Source organism: Parasphingomonas halimpatiens (genome assembly GCF_036663795.1).
Lineage (GTDB): Bacteria > Pseudomonadota > Alphaproteobacteria > Sphingomonadales > Sphingomonadaceae > Sphingomonas.
The window spans coordinates 39,535-56,708 of the sequence record NZ_JAXOJP010000020.1 but is presented as its reverse complement, the minus strand read 5'-3'; the positions used below and the strand labels follow the sequence as shown (position 1 = coordinate 56,708).

Annotated in this window: 16 protein-coding genes; 5 read left to right on the top strand and 11 right to left on the bottom strand. The window is 64.5% G+C overall.

Going from position 1 to position 17,174, the window contains the following annotated elements; translation table 11 throughout:
* Window positions 1–13 precede the first annotated feature (13 nt).
* A complete protein-coding gene (locus U1839_RS17960) occupies window positions 14–1,717 on the top strand; it encodes an anti-phage protein (protein WP_332804984.1) in 1,704 nt (567 codons plus the stop codon).
* A gap of 626 nt (window positions 1,718–2,343) precedes the next feature.
* Here the strand turns inward: U1839_RS17960 and arsA are convergent.
* The 6 genes from arsA to U1839_RS17930 all read right to left on the bottom strand — a co-directional run bounded on the left by arsA (window position 2,344) and on the right by U1839_RS17930 (window position 8,921).
* Window positions 2,344–4,176, bottom strand: a complete 1,833-nt coding sequence (arsA, locus tag U1839_RS17955; protein WP_332804958.1) for an arsenical pump-driving ATPase — start codon at window positions 4,174–4,176, stop codon at window positions 2,344–2,346.
* A gap of 429 nt (window positions 4,177–4,605) precedes the next feature.
* Complete coding sequence (locus U1839_RS17950) at window positions 4,606–5,724, bottom strand: cytochrome-c peroxidase (protein ID WP_332804957.1); 1,119 nt, start codon at window positions 5,722–5,724, stop codon at window positions 4,606–4,608.
* A 190-nt stretch (window positions 5,725–5,914) separates the two neighbouring features.
* Window positions 5,915–6,283 carry a carboxymuconolactone decarboxylase family protein gene (locus U1839_RS17945; RefSeq protein WP_281126786.1) on the bottom strand — a complete coding sequence of 123 codons (369 nt, stop codon included), beginning with the start codon at window positions 6,281–6,283 and terminating at the stop codon, window positions 5,915–5,917.
* A 97-nt stretch (window positions 6,284–6,380) separates the two neighbouring features.
* A complete protein-coding gene (locus U1839_RS17940) occupies window positions 6,381–7,241 on the bottom strand; it encodes a class I SAM-dependent methyltransferase (RefSeq protein ID WP_332804956.1) in 861 nt (286 codons plus the stop codon).
* Window positions 7,242–7,261: 20 nt separating this feature from the next.
* Window positions 7,262–8,041 (bottom strand): sulfite exporter TauE/SafE family protein, encoded by a 780-nt coding sequence (locus U1839_RS17935; protein WP_332804955.1) that lies wholly within the window; start codon window positions 8,039–8,041, stop codon window positions 7,262–7,264.
* A gap of 13 nt (window positions 8,042–8,054) precedes the next feature.
* A complete protein-coding gene (locus tag U1839_RS17930) occupies window positions 8,055–8,921 on the bottom strand; it encodes an MBL fold metallo-hydrolase (RefSeq protein ID WP_332804983.1) in 867 nt (288 codons plus the stop codon).
* A 172-nt stretch (window positions 8,922–9,093) separates the two neighbouring features.
* Between U1839_RS17930 and U1839_RS17925 the strand changes: the two genes are divergently transcribed.
* Together U1839_RS17925 and U1839_RS17920 are read left to right on the top strand one after the other, a co-directional pair.
* On the top strand, window positions 9,094–9,762 hold the full coding sequence (locus tag U1839_RS17925) for a peroxiredoxin (protein WP_332804954.1): 669 nt from the start codon (window positions 9,094–9,096) through the stop codon (window positions 9,760–9,762).
* Window positions 9,759–10,130: an ArsR/SmtB family transcription factor gene (locus U1839_RS17920; protein WP_332804953.1), complete on the top strand. Its 372-nt coding sequence runs from the start codon at window positions 9,759–9,761 to the stop codon at window positions 10,128–10,130. The genes U1839_RS17925 and U1839_RS17920 overlap by 4 nt, the downstream gene beginning before the upstream one ends.
* Window positions 10,131–10,229: 99 nt before the next feature.
* Here U1839_RS17920 and trxC read toward each other — a convergent pair whose 3' ends face one another.
* The 5 genes from trxC to U1839_RS17895 are packed head-to-tail and all read right to left on the bottom strand — an operon-like array spanning window position 10,230 to window position 15,574.
* The gene (trxC, locus tag U1839_RS17915) at window positions 10,230–10,676 is read right to left on the bottom strand and encodes a thioredoxin TrxC (protein WP_332804952.1); all 447 of its coding nucleotides are present in this window, start codon (window positions 10,674–10,676) and stop codon (window positions 10,230–10,232) included.
* Between the two features lie 4 nt (window positions 10,677–10,680).
* The gene (locus U1839_RS17910; protein WP_332804951.1) at window positions 10,681–10,995 is read right to left on the bottom strand and encodes an ArsR/SmtB family transcription factor; all 315 of its coding nucleotides are present in this window, start codon (window positions 10,993–10,995) and stop codon (window positions 10,681–10,683) included.
* A complete protein-coding gene (locus tag U1839_RS17905) occupies window positions 10,992–14,213 on the bottom strand; it encodes an efflux RND transporter permease subunit (protein ID WP_332804950.1) in 3,222 nt (1,073 codons plus the stop codon). The genes U1839_RS17910 and U1839_RS17905 overlap by 4 nt, the downstream gene beginning before the upstream one ends.
* Window positions 14,210–15,223, bottom strand: coding sequence for an efflux RND transporter periplasmic adaptor subunit (locus tag U1839_RS17900; protein ID WP_332804949.1), 1,014 nt, complete (start codon window positions 15,221–15,223; stop codon window positions 14,210–14,212). Before U1839_RS17900 ends, U1839_RS17905 begins: the two co-directional genes overlap by 4 nt.
* Before the next feature lie 9 nt (window positions 15,224–15,232).
* The gene (locus U1839_RS17895) at window positions 15,233–15,574 is read right to left on the bottom strand and encodes a rhodanese-like domain-containing protein (RefSeq protein ID WP_332804948.1); all 342 of its coding nucleotides are present in this window, start codon (window positions 15,572–15,574) and stop codon (window positions 15,233–15,235) included.
* An 84-nt stretch (window positions 15,575–15,658) separates the two neighbouring features.
* Between U1839_RS17895 and U1839_RS17890 the strand changes: the two genes are divergently transcribed.
* Both U1839_RS17890 and U1839_RS17885 read left to right on the top strand, forming a co-directional pair.
* Entirely contained in the window at window positions 15,659–16,936 is a 1,278-nt protein-coding gene (locus tag U1839_RS17890; RefSeq protein ID WP_332804947.1) for an NAD(P)/FAD-dependent oxidoreductase, read from the top strand.
* Between the two features lie 27 nt (window positions 16,937–16,963).
* The gene (locus U1839_RS17885) at window positions 16,964–17,167 is read left to right on the top strand and encodes a YgaP family membrane protein (protein WP_332804946.1); all 204 of its coding nucleotides are present in this window, start codon (window positions 16,964–16,966) and stop codon (window positions 17,165–17,167) included.
* Window positions 17,168–17,174 lie beyond the last annotated feature (7 nt).

Genomic DNA, 17,174 nt, shown 5'->3' with positions numbered 1-17,174 from the left:
CTGCGAACGCTTGATGGCCCAAAAGCTAATTCACCTGTTCATCTGGGGGTGGCAGGAACATTTCCGCATCAGCGTCGAGCTTCTCGCTCAGCGCGCCTTTGAAGAGATTGGTATCAAGGCAGAGCCAGGCGTCCTTCTAGTGGGCATTCGCCGAGAAGGCATCGAGGACGCTCATCCGCTCTGTATCGAGCCGGAGAAAGGTCGCTGGACCGTCGATATGTTCGAAGGTCTTTCCGCCGCTATCGAGCGGAAACGGCAGCAACATCCCGATCGCAACATGTTCTATTCGCACGCGCGGATTATGGCGGAAAAGCCGGAGCGCATCCTGCGGGACGCTCTTTCCGACGCAGTGCGTGATATGCTCGATCAGGCCGATGCCGACCTTGGTCTCAAGACATTCTGTAGCACCGCCGTGCTTGTGGAAAAGCACTACGTTGTCTGCGCTATCCAAGTGCCGAAAACAGCACTTTCCGTGTATCCGACCATCGTTTCCGAATGGTTGGGGAGGACGACCGAAACAAACTTCGCCCTTCGATGCATCAGCGCAATTCTGGGCGAAGTGGGGCAAGCGCTCACGGTTTCCGACGCCAACGGCGAAGGCATGCGCAGCGCCAGGGAGCTCGTAACAGCCGCCGCGGAATCCTTCATGCGCGTATCGATTATCCCCGGCGAGTACGTGATGACGGACGCCTTCGATTTATTCACGCAGCTCTCGCAGCTACCATACGAAGGGGAGCGTGGCAGCGGGCGCCTAGTTATCGCGAAAATCGATGATCCGCGGATCGAGTATGTCACACTCTTCGCAGAGCCCGTTAGCCTTCGACAGACGCGATGGATTCGTAAGTTACTGGAAATGTCGACGCGTGAGACGCCGCTGATCGCGAGCTACGAGCATGCGTTTGGCTTAGGCCACGTCGGCGGCGGCTCGCCGATTTTCCACGTAGACTTTGTCGATCAGCACGAATGGCTGTTCCGGCGCGGTGACACAACGATGCTTCATTGCCGCTTCGGCAAGCCGGCCTTGCCCCGCGACGCGATCGATCGCGAAAGGTTCGCGGACACGCTTCTCCGACTCTTCCCGGAAATGACTGACGAAGCGCTGAAGATCCATCAGACCGCCGTGATTGAGATGAATAGCCAGCCGCACGGAAGCATGATCATAATTGGACGGGACGCGAAAACGGAGGCGGAGCGCCTAGCGGGGCAGGGAACTCGCATCGCGCCTACACCGCTGACGCCTACGCTTCTCAATCGAGCGTCCCGGATTGACGGCACGATCTTAGTAACGCCGGATGGAGTCTGTCACGCGATCGGCGTCATTCTCGATGGCGAAGCGAATGCGCTCTGCACGCCATCTCGGGGCGCGCGCTACAATTCGGGGGTCCGCTATGTCGCTGCCGGGGCCGCGCCACGGGTCGCGATAATCATGTCGGAGGACCGAACGCTGGATGTCATCCCACTGCTGCGGCCGCGTATCCAGAGCAGTGTGATCGAAGAGGCAGTCGAGGCGCTTGAGGCGTCCACGCTCGACGATTTTCACAAGCCGCGAAATCGCCTAGCGGACCTTGAATTCTATCTGAACCAGGGCCAATGCGACCGAATAAATGCCGTTTTTGATCGACTCGACTCTATCCCGCTGGAAGAGAACGAGCTGCGGTACATCGGCCCCCGCTTCTCACCCAACGCTGCGATGAACGACACCTATCTTTTCGATTAGCGAAGGCCCGTGTCGGACCTATGTCAGGCTCAGCTGACATCCGATATTCCGAAGATAGCGGTGCAGCACTAGCTCGCGGGACGCCTTCATGGCCATGGCGCAGCAAACAGGCTTCCCGTTCCGTCCGATCAGAATAGTTTGCGTTTGTGTGGGGTAAAGTGTGGGCACGCGCCCAAGCTCCGCTCAGAAACATACGTAATATCAGTAGTCTAGCGGGAATTCTGGTATCCCTCCCGCTCCGCCAAAACTGAGAACGCAGCAGTGCGTGAACGCTCGCAAATCATTGTAATTGTTAATAAAGCGCGCCATTTGTGGCGCCGCGTGGTGCGCGTGAGTCCGCAGGCATCCGTATGGTTCCCATGGCAAAATCCATGGCATCGACTCCGGATTGCATGGTATCGGAGAGAGCGTAACGCTTAATGGTGATCGAATTAGAGCCGACAAATCACGGAAAAAGAGTCCTACCGCCTCGGCGATTCAGGCCAACTCTATCTCCAAGTGACGTCCTCCGGTGGCCGCCATCGGCGGATGAACTACACGTTCGCGAAGAACAGTCCGGCCAGCAGGCCCAGAAGCCGTTGAGCTTCAGGCCCTATGTCGTACCGAGTGGAGCACGATATCGTCCGCTACATTGCCTCAGAGAGTTGCGGCGGCTGATCGTTGTGGGTGGAACGATCATGTGCGAGCTCTTCGAGCGCGGTAACGCCAACCGGAGGCGTTGCCTGCCACGGCACGAAGAAGAGCTTCTTCGCCATCACGCCGCGGATGCGATCGATTTGTTTCCGCTCTCCCACGAGCCGCTGGCGCAGCAGCGTATCGTCTGAGCCGGCCGCCAGCAGGCTCTTGTTGATGATCCAGGCATAGGGTTCGATTTGCGCGCGCCGCAGATCGTCCTGCAGCGCACTGGCCTGCGACACCGGCGTGGTTTCGGCGAGGGTGACCAGCAGGATCCGCGTATAGTCTGGATCCTGGAGCCGCATCAGCGGCGTGGTGATGCGGCCCCCAAGGGTGTGCAAAGCCGATTGTCGCGTCATCTGTCGGTGGTAGGCGCCAGTGGCGTCCATGAGCAGCAGACTGTGCCCAGTGGGTGCCGTGTCGAGTACGACGAACGCGCTGCGGGCCTCGGCAACAATATGCGAGAAGGCATGGAAGACGGCGACCTCCTCCGTGCAGGGCGAGGCCAGATCCTCACGTAGCAGCGCTTGCCCTTGAGCATCGAGCGTGCTGCCTCGCTGTTCCATGATCTTGGCGATGTAGCGGTCGGTTTCCGCTTTCGGATCGATGCGGTCGACAAGGAGACCCGGGACATTCCCGGCCATCGTCATCTCAAGGTGAGCGGCGGGATCGGTCGTGCTCAGATGGACGCCATGGCCACGCTCGACCAGCCCAAGCGCTATGGCTGCGGCGATGGTGGTCTTGCCCACACCACCTTTCCCCATAACCATGATCAGCCCCTTGCCGTCCGCTGCGAGCAGGTCGATCAGTCGATCGAGGCCCGGCAGGTCGCCGACCCATGGCGCGGCGATCGCGGGTAAGGCATGGCTCGCAGGCAAGGGGCCAGACCGCAACAACAAGCGCAGCGCATCCAGGCCCATCATCTCGAAGGGCCGCAGCGGGATGTCGTCGCGCGAAAGAGTCCGAAGCACAGCCGGCATTTCAGCGAGCGCATGCTGCCCTTGGGCTTCCAATGACTGGGCTGTTGCATCTGACGGGTCGCCGGCGTGGAACAGGCCGTTCACGACCAGGTGCTGATTGCCGAGTCCAAGCACGCGCAACTCACTCGAGGTCCTGCCAGCTTCGGCGATCGCCCCACGTTCCGGCCGAGTCACGAGGATGACGGTCGTGACCGCTGGATCACACAATGCCGCCATTGCCACTCTGAAGCGCTGCTCCTGCGTCTTGAGTCCCGAATGCGGCCCCAGACATGACGCACCCTGATCGTTGTCCGCCAGGAAACCGCTCCACGCCTTGGGCAGGCTGAGCAGCCGAAGCGTATGCCCCGTCGGCGCAGTATCGAAGACGATGTGATCATAGCCACCGTCTTCATCGGCGAGGCGTCCGACGAATTCGTCGAACGCCGCGATCTCGGTGGTACACGCCCCGGAAAGTTGTTCGCGAACAGTGTCGAGTTCCTGCGCGCTTGTCTTGGCGTCCATCTGAGCCAGCACGCGCGCGCGATACGCCTCGGCCGCAGCCGTCGGATCGATATTCAGGACGTCCAGACGGTCAGCGTTGGGCACCGCGACCGGGTGATCCGTCAGCGGTACATCCAGTATCTCGTCGAGATTGGATGCCGGATCGGTGCTGACCAGCAGGACCGACTTGCCACAGTCGGCAAGCGACAGGGCCGCCGCGCAGGCGACCGAAGTCTTGCCCACGCCTCCCTTGCCCGTGAAGAACAGGAAGCGGGTCGGCCGGGTCATAAATCGTGGCAGATCGGCCGGAAGAATATCGTTCATCGCCTGACCAATCTTCCCTCACGTCCAGAATGGCCACTGCCCGACAAGAGCAGTGCGATTGCCGAGACGCGGAGTCCAAAAGCGCCAAGCCGTTCGTTATTCGAGCATCTACAATTGCGCTGTCACCGCGGCGATACGTATTCTCACGGTGCCTCGGGAATGCGAACGAGCAAACAGAACGCTGCGCAGGGCCATGGGGAGACCGGGAGGGATAGATGTAGCACCAAGGGGCGCTGATCGATGGCGCAACGGTCAACCGAGACCAGATCCTCGAGGCGGCCTGGAGGCGAGCGACACACACTGGTCGACGCCTATGTCGGCAATCTGCGCCGCAAGGTCCGCGCGATCGACGCGCTCTGGGTCCTCGCCACGATGCACGGTGCCGGCTTTGTCCTCCGGAAACGATGGTAGCGGTGGCGCAACGCCGCCCTATTTGTCGGGTAGCGGCGACCGTGCATCGCTTGCGGGCAGTTGCGGCGCTTCGATCCTGGGCTGATCTCCGGTCTGCGTGCTCAGGAACGCCACCAGCTGATCGGTCTCGATCTTCGTCAAATCCTGTCCCAGTTGCACCTTTGCCATGACGTCGACGGCCTTCGCCAGGTCCTGCTCCGATCCGGTATGGAAATAGGGCGCTGTGAGCGCGATGTTGCGCAGGGTCGGCACCTTGAAGAAATAGTCGTCGGCTGCCTTGCCGGTGATCGCGCTGCGCCCCTTGTCGGCGACCGGGCGATATTTGACGTCGGGCGCGGCGACCAGGCCGAACTTCGCGTACATGGATCCGCCGAGATTGACGCCGGCGTGACAGGCAGTGCACCCCTTGTTCATGAACAGGCTCAGGCCGGCCTTCTGATTGGCATCGAGTGCTGCCGTATCGCCGCGCAAATAGCGGTCGAATGGTGCATTCGGCGTGATGAGCGTCGCCTCGAACACCGCGATGGCCTTTTGCGCATTGGCCAGCGACACCGGGTTTGGATCGCCGGGAAAGGCGAGAGCGAAGGCGTCGTGATATCCCGGCAGCGCCGCCAGCTGTTCGGCGACGTGCTGCTTGGGTGAGGCCATTTCTACCGGGTTGACGAGGGGGCCGCCCGCCTGTTCCTCAAGGTCCCTGGACCGGCCGTCCCAGAACTGCGCGAAATTGAAGACCGCGTTGAAGACCGTGGGCGAATTGCGCCCACCGCGCGCGCCGTGGAAACCGGCCGATGTCGGCGAATTGTCGGCGCCACCGAGGCCGACATTGTGACAGGAAGCGCAACTGATCGAATGCGTGACCGACAGGCGAGGATCGAAATACAGCATCTTCCCGAGCGCGATCTTCGGCGCAGTCGCAGGGTTGCCGGGCAGTTCGGGCGCGCTGATCGGGATTGGCTTGAAGACCTCGCGCGCCTGATTCAGCAACGGGTCCGAAGACGGCATCATCGCCGGCTCGGCCGCAATTGCGGCCTCGTTCGAGCTAACAGCCTTGTCCTGCGATTGGCTGCACGCAGCGACCAGCAAGCCAAAGCTCGTTGCCACCAGGAAGGAACAGCGACCGGCATGAGAAATACTCATGAGGCGAAATCCTTTCATAGGCCGTCGATTGACGACCGGCGAGCCAGAATAGGCAACCTCGCTTCCGATAGGCCGCTCTCGGCCGCCATGCGTTACGTAAGATTCCTAAGCGCCAGTATGCGCCAGATCCGGCTCAATTCGCCAATTCCCGCCGAGCCCCGATTCCCCCGGCGCTCCGGGCCATCGAACGCTATCCCGCCGCCGCGCCGCCGTCGGCTTGGACCTGGAACTGGTCGAACGCCTCGACGGCCTGTGCGGCGTACATGAGGCTGGGCCCTGCGCCCATGTAGAGCGCCATGCCCATCGCTTCCATCACCTCCTCGCGCGAGGCGCCCTGCTTGACCGCGGCCTGGGCATGAAAAGCGACACAGCCGTCACAGCGGATCGCAACCGAGATCGCGAGCGCCATGAGCTCCTTGGTCTTGGTGTCGAGCGCACCGGCTTCGGTCGCTGCCCGCGCCATCGCCGAAAAGGCCTTGGTCACCTCGGGGCTTCCGAGCCGCACTTCCTTGATCGCACCCGATAATTCCGCCGCCATGGCGGGCCAGTCCTTATGCATCTCTTCTGTTCCTCGACTATCATCGTAAGATCTGGACCACTCGCCCGGAGACGCTGGCGGACGCCAGTCGGCCAGGGCGCATCGTCGCCGAACGCGGCTAGGCGCGCGCAGAGACGAACCACGCCCGCGCGGGCATCGCGACACCGTCGGGACCGACGTGCTGGCCGAACAGCGCGATCAACTCGGCCGAAACCGCCGATCGCACCGCCGGCGCGACTTCGGCCAACAGCTCGCCGAACGACAGTGCTTCGAGAACGAAGGCGACCGCACTTTCGGGGCTCGAGCCGGCACCGCCGACCTGCTGCATCCCGTCCCAGGCGGCGATGTCGACATCGACGAATCCGGCGCCGCCCAGCAAAGCGCGGATGTAATCGGGATCGTCGAGCGCGAAGGGCCCGGGCGCGCGCGGCACGGGTGCCGGCAGCGTCAGGTGGCGACCGAGCACCCCCATCATCGCCGCGATCCACAGATTGTCGCGCGCCGGCGCCCACACCGCGAGGTCGGCCCGACCGCCCGGCCGGATCAGCGATTTCAAATTGCCGAAGGCCTGGCCCGGCTCCGCAAAGAACATCGAGCCGAAACGCGAGAACAGTCGATCGAACGGCGCGCCGGGCGGCGTCGCGGCCGACGCGTCGGCCTGCACGAACGAGACGTTCCCGGCACCGGCCGCGCGCGCGCGCGCCGTGGCGAACGCGACCAGGTCGGGCGAAATGTCGAGCCCGAGCACCGAGCCGTCGGAAGCGACCTGCGCACCGATCGCGATGCTGGTGCCACCACCCCCGCAGCCGATGTCGATGACCCGCTCGCCCGGACGGAACGCCGCGCGTTCGAGAAATGCCTCGCCGACCGGTGCGATCATGCTCTCGAAACGGTCGATATTGGCAAGCCATTTCGCGCCCATCGCGCCGGCCCAGTCCTCGGCCTTCAGCTCATCGCTCGTCGGTGTCGATGCGGACATGATTTCCCTCCCGGTCGTTGCTAGAGTGCGTTCCAGCTCTTCCACAGCATGTAGGTCGCGACGACGAAAATCAGCGTCGCAAACACACCGTTGAGAAGGCCCTTCCTGGCGGCCAGCGCCCGTGATGCCCACGCGCCGACGAGGCCGCCGAATACGCCCCCGCCGATGAACACGGCGGCGAGCGGCCAGTCGACCAATCCCGACCAGGCATAGTTGAGCGAGGTCGTCAGCCCGAACGCCGCGACCGCAACCAGCGATGATCCGACCGCATAGGCGATCGGCATGCCCGTCGAGGCCATCAGGCCGGGGACGATGAGGAAGCCGCCCCCGATCCCGAAAAAGCCCGAAAACAGTCCCGTCGCAGCCCCATAGCCTACCACCTTGGGTGCGTTCTCGCGACGGCATTGCACGTCGGCGTCACCCGGGTTCCCGCGGCCGCGCAGCATCAGCACGCCGACCACGACCATCAGCACCGCAAACAGCGCGAGAAGCTTCTGGCCGTCGAACGCCTTGCCGATCGTCGAGCCGCCCAGAGCGCCGAGCACGCCGGCCGCCGCGTACATGCCCGCGCACCGCCATTTGATCATGTGCCGGCGGGCGTGCGGGATCAGATTGGCGCCGGCGTTCGCCGCGACCGCCAGCGCGCTGGTGCCGATCGCGACGTGCGGATTGGAGACGCCGACGAGATAGACCATCAGCGGCACGGCGAGGATCGACCCGCCGCCGCCCACCAAACCGAGCGTGAAGCCGACCAGGCCGCCCGACAGGGCACCCAGCACATATTGAAGGGTGGTCAGCATCGATCGCCCGCCGTCACAACGCGTCGATCGGTATCTTGAGATAGCGGACGCCGTTCGCCTCCGGATCGGGGAAACGGCCGCCGCGCATGTTGACCTGCACCGACGGCAGGATCAGCCGCGGCATGTCGAGCGTCGCGTCGCGCGCGGTCCGCATTGCGACGAAGGCATCCTCATCGATGCCGTCATGGGCGTGGACGTTCCGGTCACGCTCGGCACCGACCGTCGTCTGCCAGGCAAAGTCGTCACGACCGGGCGCCTTATAGTCGTGGCACAGATAAAGCCGCGCCTCGCGGGGCAGCGACAACAGGCGCCGGATCGAGCGGTAGAGCTGGTGCGCGTCACCGCCGGGGAAATCGGCCCGCGCGGTCCCGAAATCGGGCATGAAGATCGTGTCGCCGGGAAAGACCGCGTCGCCGATCACATAGGCGAGGTCGGCCGGCGTATGGCCCGGCACGTGGAGAACCGTCGCCGCGATCGAGCCCAGTTCGAAGCGGTCGCCGTCGTCGAACAGTCGGTCGAACTGCGATCCGTCGCGCAAAAATGCGTCACCGGCGTTGAAGATCTTGCCGAACGCGTCCTGCACGCGGGTGATGTCGCGGCCGATCGCGATCATGCCGCCCAGCCGCTCTTTCAAATAGGGCGCGGCGGAAAGGTGATCGGCATGCGCATGGGTTTCGAGGAGCCACAGGACCTTCAGGCCCTGTTCCGCGACATAGCCGATGATCGCGTCGGCCGATCGATGGCTGGTTCGCCCGGCGGCGGGATCATAGTCCAGTACCGGGTCAATGATCGCGGTCGCGCCGGTCGACGGATCGTGGACAACATGGCTGGCGGTAAAGGTCGCCTCGTCGAAGAAGGTCTTGACCACCGGGGTCAGCATGCCACCGAGATGGGCTTCGCTGACGACGCTTATGGCCGCATCCAGCGCGCGATCGGCGTCGAGATCGGTGCCGGACATGGGACCCTCCAAAAAAGATATTTGCTCGATTACGGAAAACATATAAATGTGTAATCGTGTTGCGTCAATTCCAGCTTCGTGCGAGCCAGCGAAAATGACAGATCAGAACCCGTCGTCGTCCCACTCCCCCGTCTTCGCAGCGCCGCTCCGGCTGGGCGACGAGGTCCCCGGCTTCACCGCACGCAGTACGCAGGGTCTGTTTTCGCTCGCCGATCTGCGCGGCCGCTGGGTGATGCTCTTTTCGCATCCGGCGGACTTCACGCCGGTGTGCACCAGCGAGTTCGTCGCAATCGCCAGGGCCGCCGATCGCTTCGCCGCGCTCGACTGCGCGCTTGTCGCGCTGTCGGTCGACAGCCTGTTCTCGCATCTCGCCTGGATCCGAATGATCCATGACCGGTTCGACGTGCGGATCGATTTCCCGATCATCGAGGATCCGTCGATGGTGATCGCCCGCGCCTATGGGATGCTCGGGCCAGATGCGCAGGACGCGTCCGCTGTTCGGGCGAGCTATTTCGTGGATCCGGACGGCGTCCTCCGCGCGATGACCTGCTACCCCGCCACGGTCGGTCGATCCATCGACGAGATGATCCGGATGATCGCGGCCTTGCAGCGCGTCCATGCCGGCGACGTCCTCGCCCCGGCAGGATGGACGCCGGGCGTGGATCTACTTCGGCCGCCCGGCGAGACGGTCGAAGCAGTACTCGGCGCGTCCGATGCGGCCGACTGGTTCTACGCCGCGATCCCCGACGAGCCGGCCAAATGAGTCCTGACATCGCCACGCTCGATCTGGACGCGACCGCCGAACTGCTCCGCGCCCTCGCCCACGCGGTACGCCTCGAACTGATGCGGACGCTGGTCGGCGGCGAGCGTTCGGTCGGCGAGATCGAAAGCATTACGAAGGTTGCGCAGCCGGGACTGTCACAACAGCTCGCGATACTGCGAAAGGCCGACCTGGTACTGACCCGGCGCGATGCGAAGCTGGTCTTCTATCGGCTGAATCAGGCCCTGATCGCAGATGTGAGCGCGTTGCTGGATGCCTTCGCCGGGACGGTCGCGCTGACGCATGCGGAAGCGGCGGTCACGCGCCAGCGCAGCGGCGGCGGCGCGGCGGTTTTCGCGCGCATGGAATAGCCGGCCGCGGATCGCCGGCGTTCCGCGCGACCTTCCTGATCGATCCGGAAGGGAAAGTTGTGGCAATGGCCTGCGGCCCGGCAAACCGGTGCTCGTGCGCTACTGCGGTCCTTTGCCTAGCATCGACCGCGTCCAGCCGACGATGGTTGCGCGGTCGAGCGCGCCCGACCGCCGCGCGATCTCCTTGCCGCCGGCAAACAGGATCAGCGTCGGTATCGAACGGATCGCATAGCGCGCGACCACATCCTGTACCTGCTCGGTATCGACCTTCACCAACCTGACGGCTGGCTCGAGCTCTGCCGCCGCGGCGGCGAAGGCGGGCGCCATCATCTTGCACGGGCCGCACCAGCTCGCCCAGAAGTCGACAAGCACGGGCTGGCTACCCGACAAGACCAATCGGTCGAACAGGCCGGCGTCGGCCGCGACGGGAGCGCCGGTGAACAGCGGCTTGCCGCAGCGCCCGCATTTCGGCGCGTCAGCCAGCCGCGTTGCCGGCAAACGGTTGACCGCACGGCAGCTCGCACAGACGATCCGGGCTTCGCTCATGCCGTCACGCCGCGACCGGCCCGCACGCCGCGCAGAGCGCTTCGATCATGCGGTGCATCCGGGGATCGGCGAGACTGTAGTGACGGGTCTGCTGTTCGGGGCGGACCCGCACCGCGCCGGCTTCGCGCAGGACGGCGAGGTGCTGCGACACGCTCGACTGCGCCAGCCCGGTGACCGCGACCAGTTCGTTTACTGAGGCTTCGCCGGCCGCCAGGCGGCACAGCATGAGCAGCCGGTCGCGGTTGGCAAGGACCCGAAGCCGGTCGGCGACCTCGCCAGCATTTTCTTGTAGAGCCTTGATGGACGCGCCGCTGATCATGCGGGAACCGTGGCGGGGCGATCGTCGTCGCGCAAGACGATATAGATCGCCGGGATAACCAGCACCGTCAGGATCGTCGAGGATGCGAGTCCGAACAGCAGCGAGATCGCCAGTCCCTGGAAGATCGGGTCGGTCAAGATCACGGCTGCCCCAATCATTGCCGCCGCCGCGGTCAGCACGATCGGCTTGAACCGGATCATCCCTGCCTCGAGCAAGGTGTCGCGCAGCGACTTCTCGGGACTTCTGGCATGGCGGATGAAATCGACCAGGAGGATCGAGTTCCGGACGATGATGCCGGCCAAAGCGATGAAGCCAATCATCGATGTCGCGGTGAAGGGCGCGGCGAAGATCATGTGGCCGATGACGATGCCGACCAGGGTCAGCGGGATCGGCGTCAGGATCACGAGCGGCAGGGTGAAGCTGCGGAACTGGCCGACCACGAGCACATAGATCGCCAGCAGCGCGACCATGAAGGCGGCACCCATGTCGCGGAACGTCACCCAGGTGATCTCCCACTCGCCGTCCCACAGCAGCGACGGCCTGGATTCGTCGCTCGGCTGGCCGTTCATGCGTATCTCGGGCTTCACCAGCCCATGGCCTTTCCAGTCGAACTTCGCAATCGCGTCGTCGACAGCCATCAGCCCGTAGATCGGTGCCTCATAGGCGCCGGCGAGTTCGGCCGTGATCATGTCCGCCGCACGCCCGTCGCGCCGGAACAAGGTATGGCTTCCCCGGGTCATCTGCGCGTCGACAATCTGGCCCAGTTCGATCAGCTGCGGGCCCGACGCGCCCTGCGTCGCCGCAACCGGCGTCGAGGCCAGCGCCGCCGACCAGCTGCGCTGCGACTGATCGAGCGCGATCTCGATCGGCAGCGGATCGCGGCCGTCACCGCGCGGCGCATAGCCCACGGTCTGCGTTCCCATCAGCGCGCCGATGCTGTCGAAGACCTGCCGCTCGGACAGGCCGTAGGAATCGAGCTTGGCGCGGTCGGGCGTCAGGCGGAGTTCGGGCCGCAGCTGGCCGAAGCTGTTGTCGACATCGACGATATACGGGACGCTCCGGAAAATCTGCTCGACCTGCGCCGCGGTCGCCCGGCGCGATGCTTCATCGGGACCGTAGATCTCGGCGAGCAGGGTCGCGAGCACGGGCGGCCCCGGCGGCGTCTCGACCACCTTGATCGATCCGCCCGACGGCAGCGCGACCGATTTCAGCCGATCGCGCAGCACGACCGCGATCGCGTGGCTCGACCGCGAACGGTCGCCCTTGGCCTTCAGCGTCACCATCAGGTCGCCCATTTCCGGCTTGGCGCGCAGGAAATAATGGCGGACCAGGCCGTTGAAGTTGAACGGTGCCGAGGTGCCGACATAGGCCTCCATCGCCGTCACCTCGGAAATACCGCGGGTCACCGCCGCGGCCTGCTCGAGCACGCGCGCCGTCCCCTCCAGGCTCGTGCCCTCGGGCATGTCGACGACCAGTTGCACCTCGGACTTGTTGTCGAACGGCAGCAGCTTGACCGTCACCGCCTTGAAATAGAACATCGAACAAGCGACCAGCGTGGCGATCCCGACCGCGATCAGGAAGGTCCGTGCCGATGTGCGGCTGCCAATCACGCGGCGCGCAACGCTGCCGTAGAGCGCACCGAGCTTGCCGCCGTGCGCGTCGGCATGGTGCCCGTCGCCCAGCGTCTTGCGCGCGAAGCGGACCATCAGCCACGGCGCGATGATCACCGCGACGAAGAAGGAGAAGACCATCGCAGCCGAGGCGTTGACCGGAATCGGCGCCATATAGGGGCCCATCAACCCCGAGACGAACAGCATGGGCAAGAGCGCCGCGACGACCGTCAACGTCGCGACGATCGTCGGATTGCCGACCTCGGCGACGGCGTCGACTGCGGCATCGACCCGGCTGCGGTCATCGGCCATCGCCCAATGGCGGGCGATATTCTCGATCATCACGATCGCGTCGTCGACCAGGATGCCGATCGAGAAGATCAGCGCGAACAGGCTCACCCGGTTGATTGTGAAGCCCATGACGTTCGAGGCGAACATCGTCAGCAGGATCGTGGTCGGGATGACGATCGCCGTCACCCCCGCCTCGCGCCAGCCGATCGCGAAGCCGATCAGGATGACGATCGAAACGGTCGCGAGCGCGAGATGGAACAGCAACTCGTTCGCCTTCTCGTTGGCGCTTTCACCATAGTTGCGCGTGACCGTCACCGCGACGCTGTCGGGGATCAGCGAACCCTTGAGCGCTTCGACCCGGTCGACGATCGAACGCGACACCGTGACCGCATTGGCGCCCGCGCGCTTTGCGACGGCAAGGCTGACGGCCGGCGCCATCGACCAGCTGCCGCCGTCGGCGCGCGCCCAGCGCCAGGAGCGGGCCTGATCCTCGCCCGGCCCCTGCTCGACGCGCGCCACGTCCCGCAGATAGACGCTCTCGCCGCGCACGGAGCGCACGGTGAGCAGGCCGACATCAGCGGCATTGCGCAGCGTTTGCCCGGCGATGACGGTCGCGGCCGCCCCGCCTTCGCGTACGATACCGGCCGGAAAGGTCCGGTTGGCCTGGCTGGCGGCCTCGACCACGGAACCGAGCGGCACCCCGTACAGCGCGAGCTTTGCAGGGTCGGGCGCGATGCGGATCCGTTCCTGCTGGCCGCCGACCAGCGACGTCAGTCCGACATCGCCGACCTTCGCCACTTCGGTGCGGAGCCGCGCGGCGAGTGCGTACAGCGACTGATCGGTCCATTGCCCCGCCGCGCCGGCCTTCGGCGTCAGGGTCAGGACCACGATGGGCACGTCGTTGATGCCGCGCACCGTTACCTTGGGCGGCGGAATGCCGACCGGAATCCGGTCGATATTGGCCGCGATCTTCTCGTTGATCCGCGTCGCTGCGGCTTCCGGGTTTGAGCCGACGAGGAACCGCGCCGTCACCAGCACGCCATTGTCTTCGGACTGGGTATAGACATGCTCGACACCGTCGACGCTCTTGACGATCGTCTCGAGCGGCTTGGCGACGAGTTCGACCGCGTCGCCGGAGTTGAGCCCGGGTGCCGCCACCTGGATGTCGACCATCGGCACGCTGATCTGCGGCTCTTCCTCGCGCGGGATCGTCATCGTCGCGATGAGGCCGACAAGGATCGCCGCCAGCAGCATCAGCGGCGTCAGCGGCGACCTGATCGTGGCGCGGGTCAGGCGGCCCGATAGACCGAGTTTCATCGCGGCGCCGTCCCGGCCGCAAGCGTGTCGCCCGCGCCGACGCCCGAGAGGATCTCCACCTTGGCCGGCTCGGACGTTGGCGTGATCTGCACCGGCACGGTCGATACCTGGCCATCCCTGGTCACGACCGTGACATAGTCGATCCCGAACCGTGTCGCGACGAATCCCCTGGGCACGATCAGCGCACGACGGGTGCCGATCGCCACCCTGGCGGCAACGCGCCGGCCGATCAGCGAACCGTCGAGGCCGGGGATCGCGACATCGGCGATGATCTGGCCCGCCTGGACGGACGGGTAAACCTTGGTGACGGCACCAACCATTCCATCAGCGAGGACCTGAGATCCGACATGCACCTTGCCGGCCAGCGACTCGGGAAGATCGAGCCGCAGGACAAGCGGCCCCGCCGTGATCCCGGCAATCGACATGCCGGGGGCAACCGCCGATCCGGCGGGAATATCGGCGCTGAGCACGCGGCCGTCGGCTGGCGCGACGACCGCGCCCTGGCCGGCAACGGCGTTAACCGCCGACTGTTGCGCGCGCGCGGCGTTGACCTGCGCGCGGGCGGCCGTGGCCCCGGCCTGCGCCTGGTCGAGCCGGGCCTTCGCATAGACGCCGTTCTGGTAGAGATAGCGGATACGCGCCAGGTCGGCCTGGGCCTGGACAGCCTGAGCTTCGGCTGCAGCCGCCTGGGCGCCATAGGCACCACCTTCATAGGCAAGACGGGTATCGACGATCCGGCCGATCACCTGGCCCTTGCGGACCATGTCGCCCTTGCGGACGCTGAGGCTTTGCAGAACGCCCGGAATACGCGCGCGCGCATCGGCCCGATCGGTCGTCGTGATCTCGGCCCCCACGTCCTTCCACTCGGTCGTATCGACCGCCTGGAGCGTAAGGCGCGGTCCTGCTGGCGCCGCGACCTTGGCGGTATCCGCCGGCTCCTTGCTCCCGCAGCCGGCAAGCGAAAGCATCGCCGACAGCGCGAGCACCGATAGAAACGAGTGTCCAACCATCGTCGATCCTTACCGGCCGAAAGCGATGGGTAGTTTCGCACCCTGCCAGGCGGAAAACCCTCCGTTTAAATGCGTATCGACCGAAGCGCCCGCCTTCGCACATTGTGCCAGAGCCATAGCAGAGCGTCGCCCGGCGGCGCAGTTCAGGACCAGCAGCTTACCCTCCGACTCAGGCAGGAGAGCAGGATCGAATCGCGACAAGGGAAGATTGACTGCCCCGGGAATGTGCCCGGCGGCAAACTCGTCGGGCTCGCGCACGTCGACGACCATCGCCGCGTCACGATCCAGCATCTCGCGCAACGCCTTGGCCCCGACCTCTTTGGGGTGGGTCTGCTTTCCGAAACCGAACATTGCCTGAGCCTTTCAATTTAATGATTGCTTGTATCGTGTAAGTGTAATATTCGTCAAGCACAATCAGTGGAGAGAGGCCGTAAGATGGCTCAGTCGCAAATCATCGTGTTGGGTGCCGGGCTTGGCGGAACGATCGCCGCCTATGAGATTCGCGCCGCCCTCAAGGGCAAGGCCGACGTAACGGTCGTCTCCAGCTCAGAGGATTACTGGTTCGTCCCCTCGAACCCTTGGGTTGCGGTCGGCTGGCGCGAACCCGAGGCGATCAAGGTCCATCTGCCGCCGGTGATGGCAAAGCACGAGATTGGCTTCACGGCGGTGGGCGCCGCACGTGTCCACCCGCAGGAGAACCGGCTCGAACTCAATGATGGGTCGTCACTCACTTACGACTATCTCGTAATCGCAACGGGCCCGGACCTTGCCTTTGACGAGATTCAGGGCTTCGGGCCGGCGGCCAACACGCTGTCGATCTGCCAGACCGATCACGCTGCACACACCTTTACCCGCTTCGAGGAACTCTGCGCCGATCCCAGGCCGATCGTCGTGGGCGCTGTACAGGGCGCCTCCTGTTACGGCCCTGCCTATGAGTTCGCGATGACGCTCGACACCGAGCTCAAGCGCCGCAAGATCCGCGACCGCGTGCCGATCACGTTCGTCACGCCCGAACCCTATATCGGCCATCTCGGGCTCGACGGTGTCGGCGATACCAAGGGCCTGCTCGAAAGCGAGATGCGCAACCGCCACATCAAGTGGATCACCAACGCGAAGGTGACGAGCGTCGATCCGGGCATGATACATGTCGAGGAAGTGGATGAGGACGGCAAGACGAAGCGTACCCATGACCTGCCATTCGGCTTTTCGATGCTGCTTCCCGCCTTCCGAGGGGTGCCGGCCGTGCACGGCATCGAGGGCCTGACAAATCCGCGCGGCTTCATCCTGATCGACAAGCACCAGCGCAACCCGGCCTTCCCCAACATCTTCGCGCTCGGCGTCTGCGTCGCGATCCCGCCGGTCGGCCCCACCCCGCTCCCGGTCGGCGTACCCAAGACGGGTTTCATGATCGAAAGCATGGTGACTGCGGTCGCGAAGAATCTGCGCGAACTCCACACGGGGGGCGAAGCAAAGCACGAGGCGACCTGGAACGCGATCTGCCTCGCCGATTTCGGCGATGGCGGGGTGGCGTTCGTCGCCGAACCGCAGATTCCGCCGCGCAATGTCAACTGGTCTTCCGAGGGCAAATGGGTCCACCTCGCGAAGATCGGCTTCGAGAAATACTTCCTGCGCAAGATCCGCAAGGGCGAGAGCGAGCCCTTCTACGAGAAGCTCGCGCTCCACGTCCTCGGCGTGAAGAAACTGCGCTTCTGAGCCAACTTTCCAACAGGAGAAAATGTCATGAACCTCGATCGAGCCGTGCTGGCCTTTGCCGGCCTTGTCGTCCTCGCGGGATCCATCCTTTCGGTGACCGTCAATCCGTGGTGGATCGCGCTGTCGATCTTCGCTGGCGCCAACATGCTGCAGGCCAGCATCACCGGCTTCTGCCCGGCCGCAATGGTCTTCAGATCGTTCGGGATACGCCCCGGCAACGCGTTTCGCTGATCGCGAG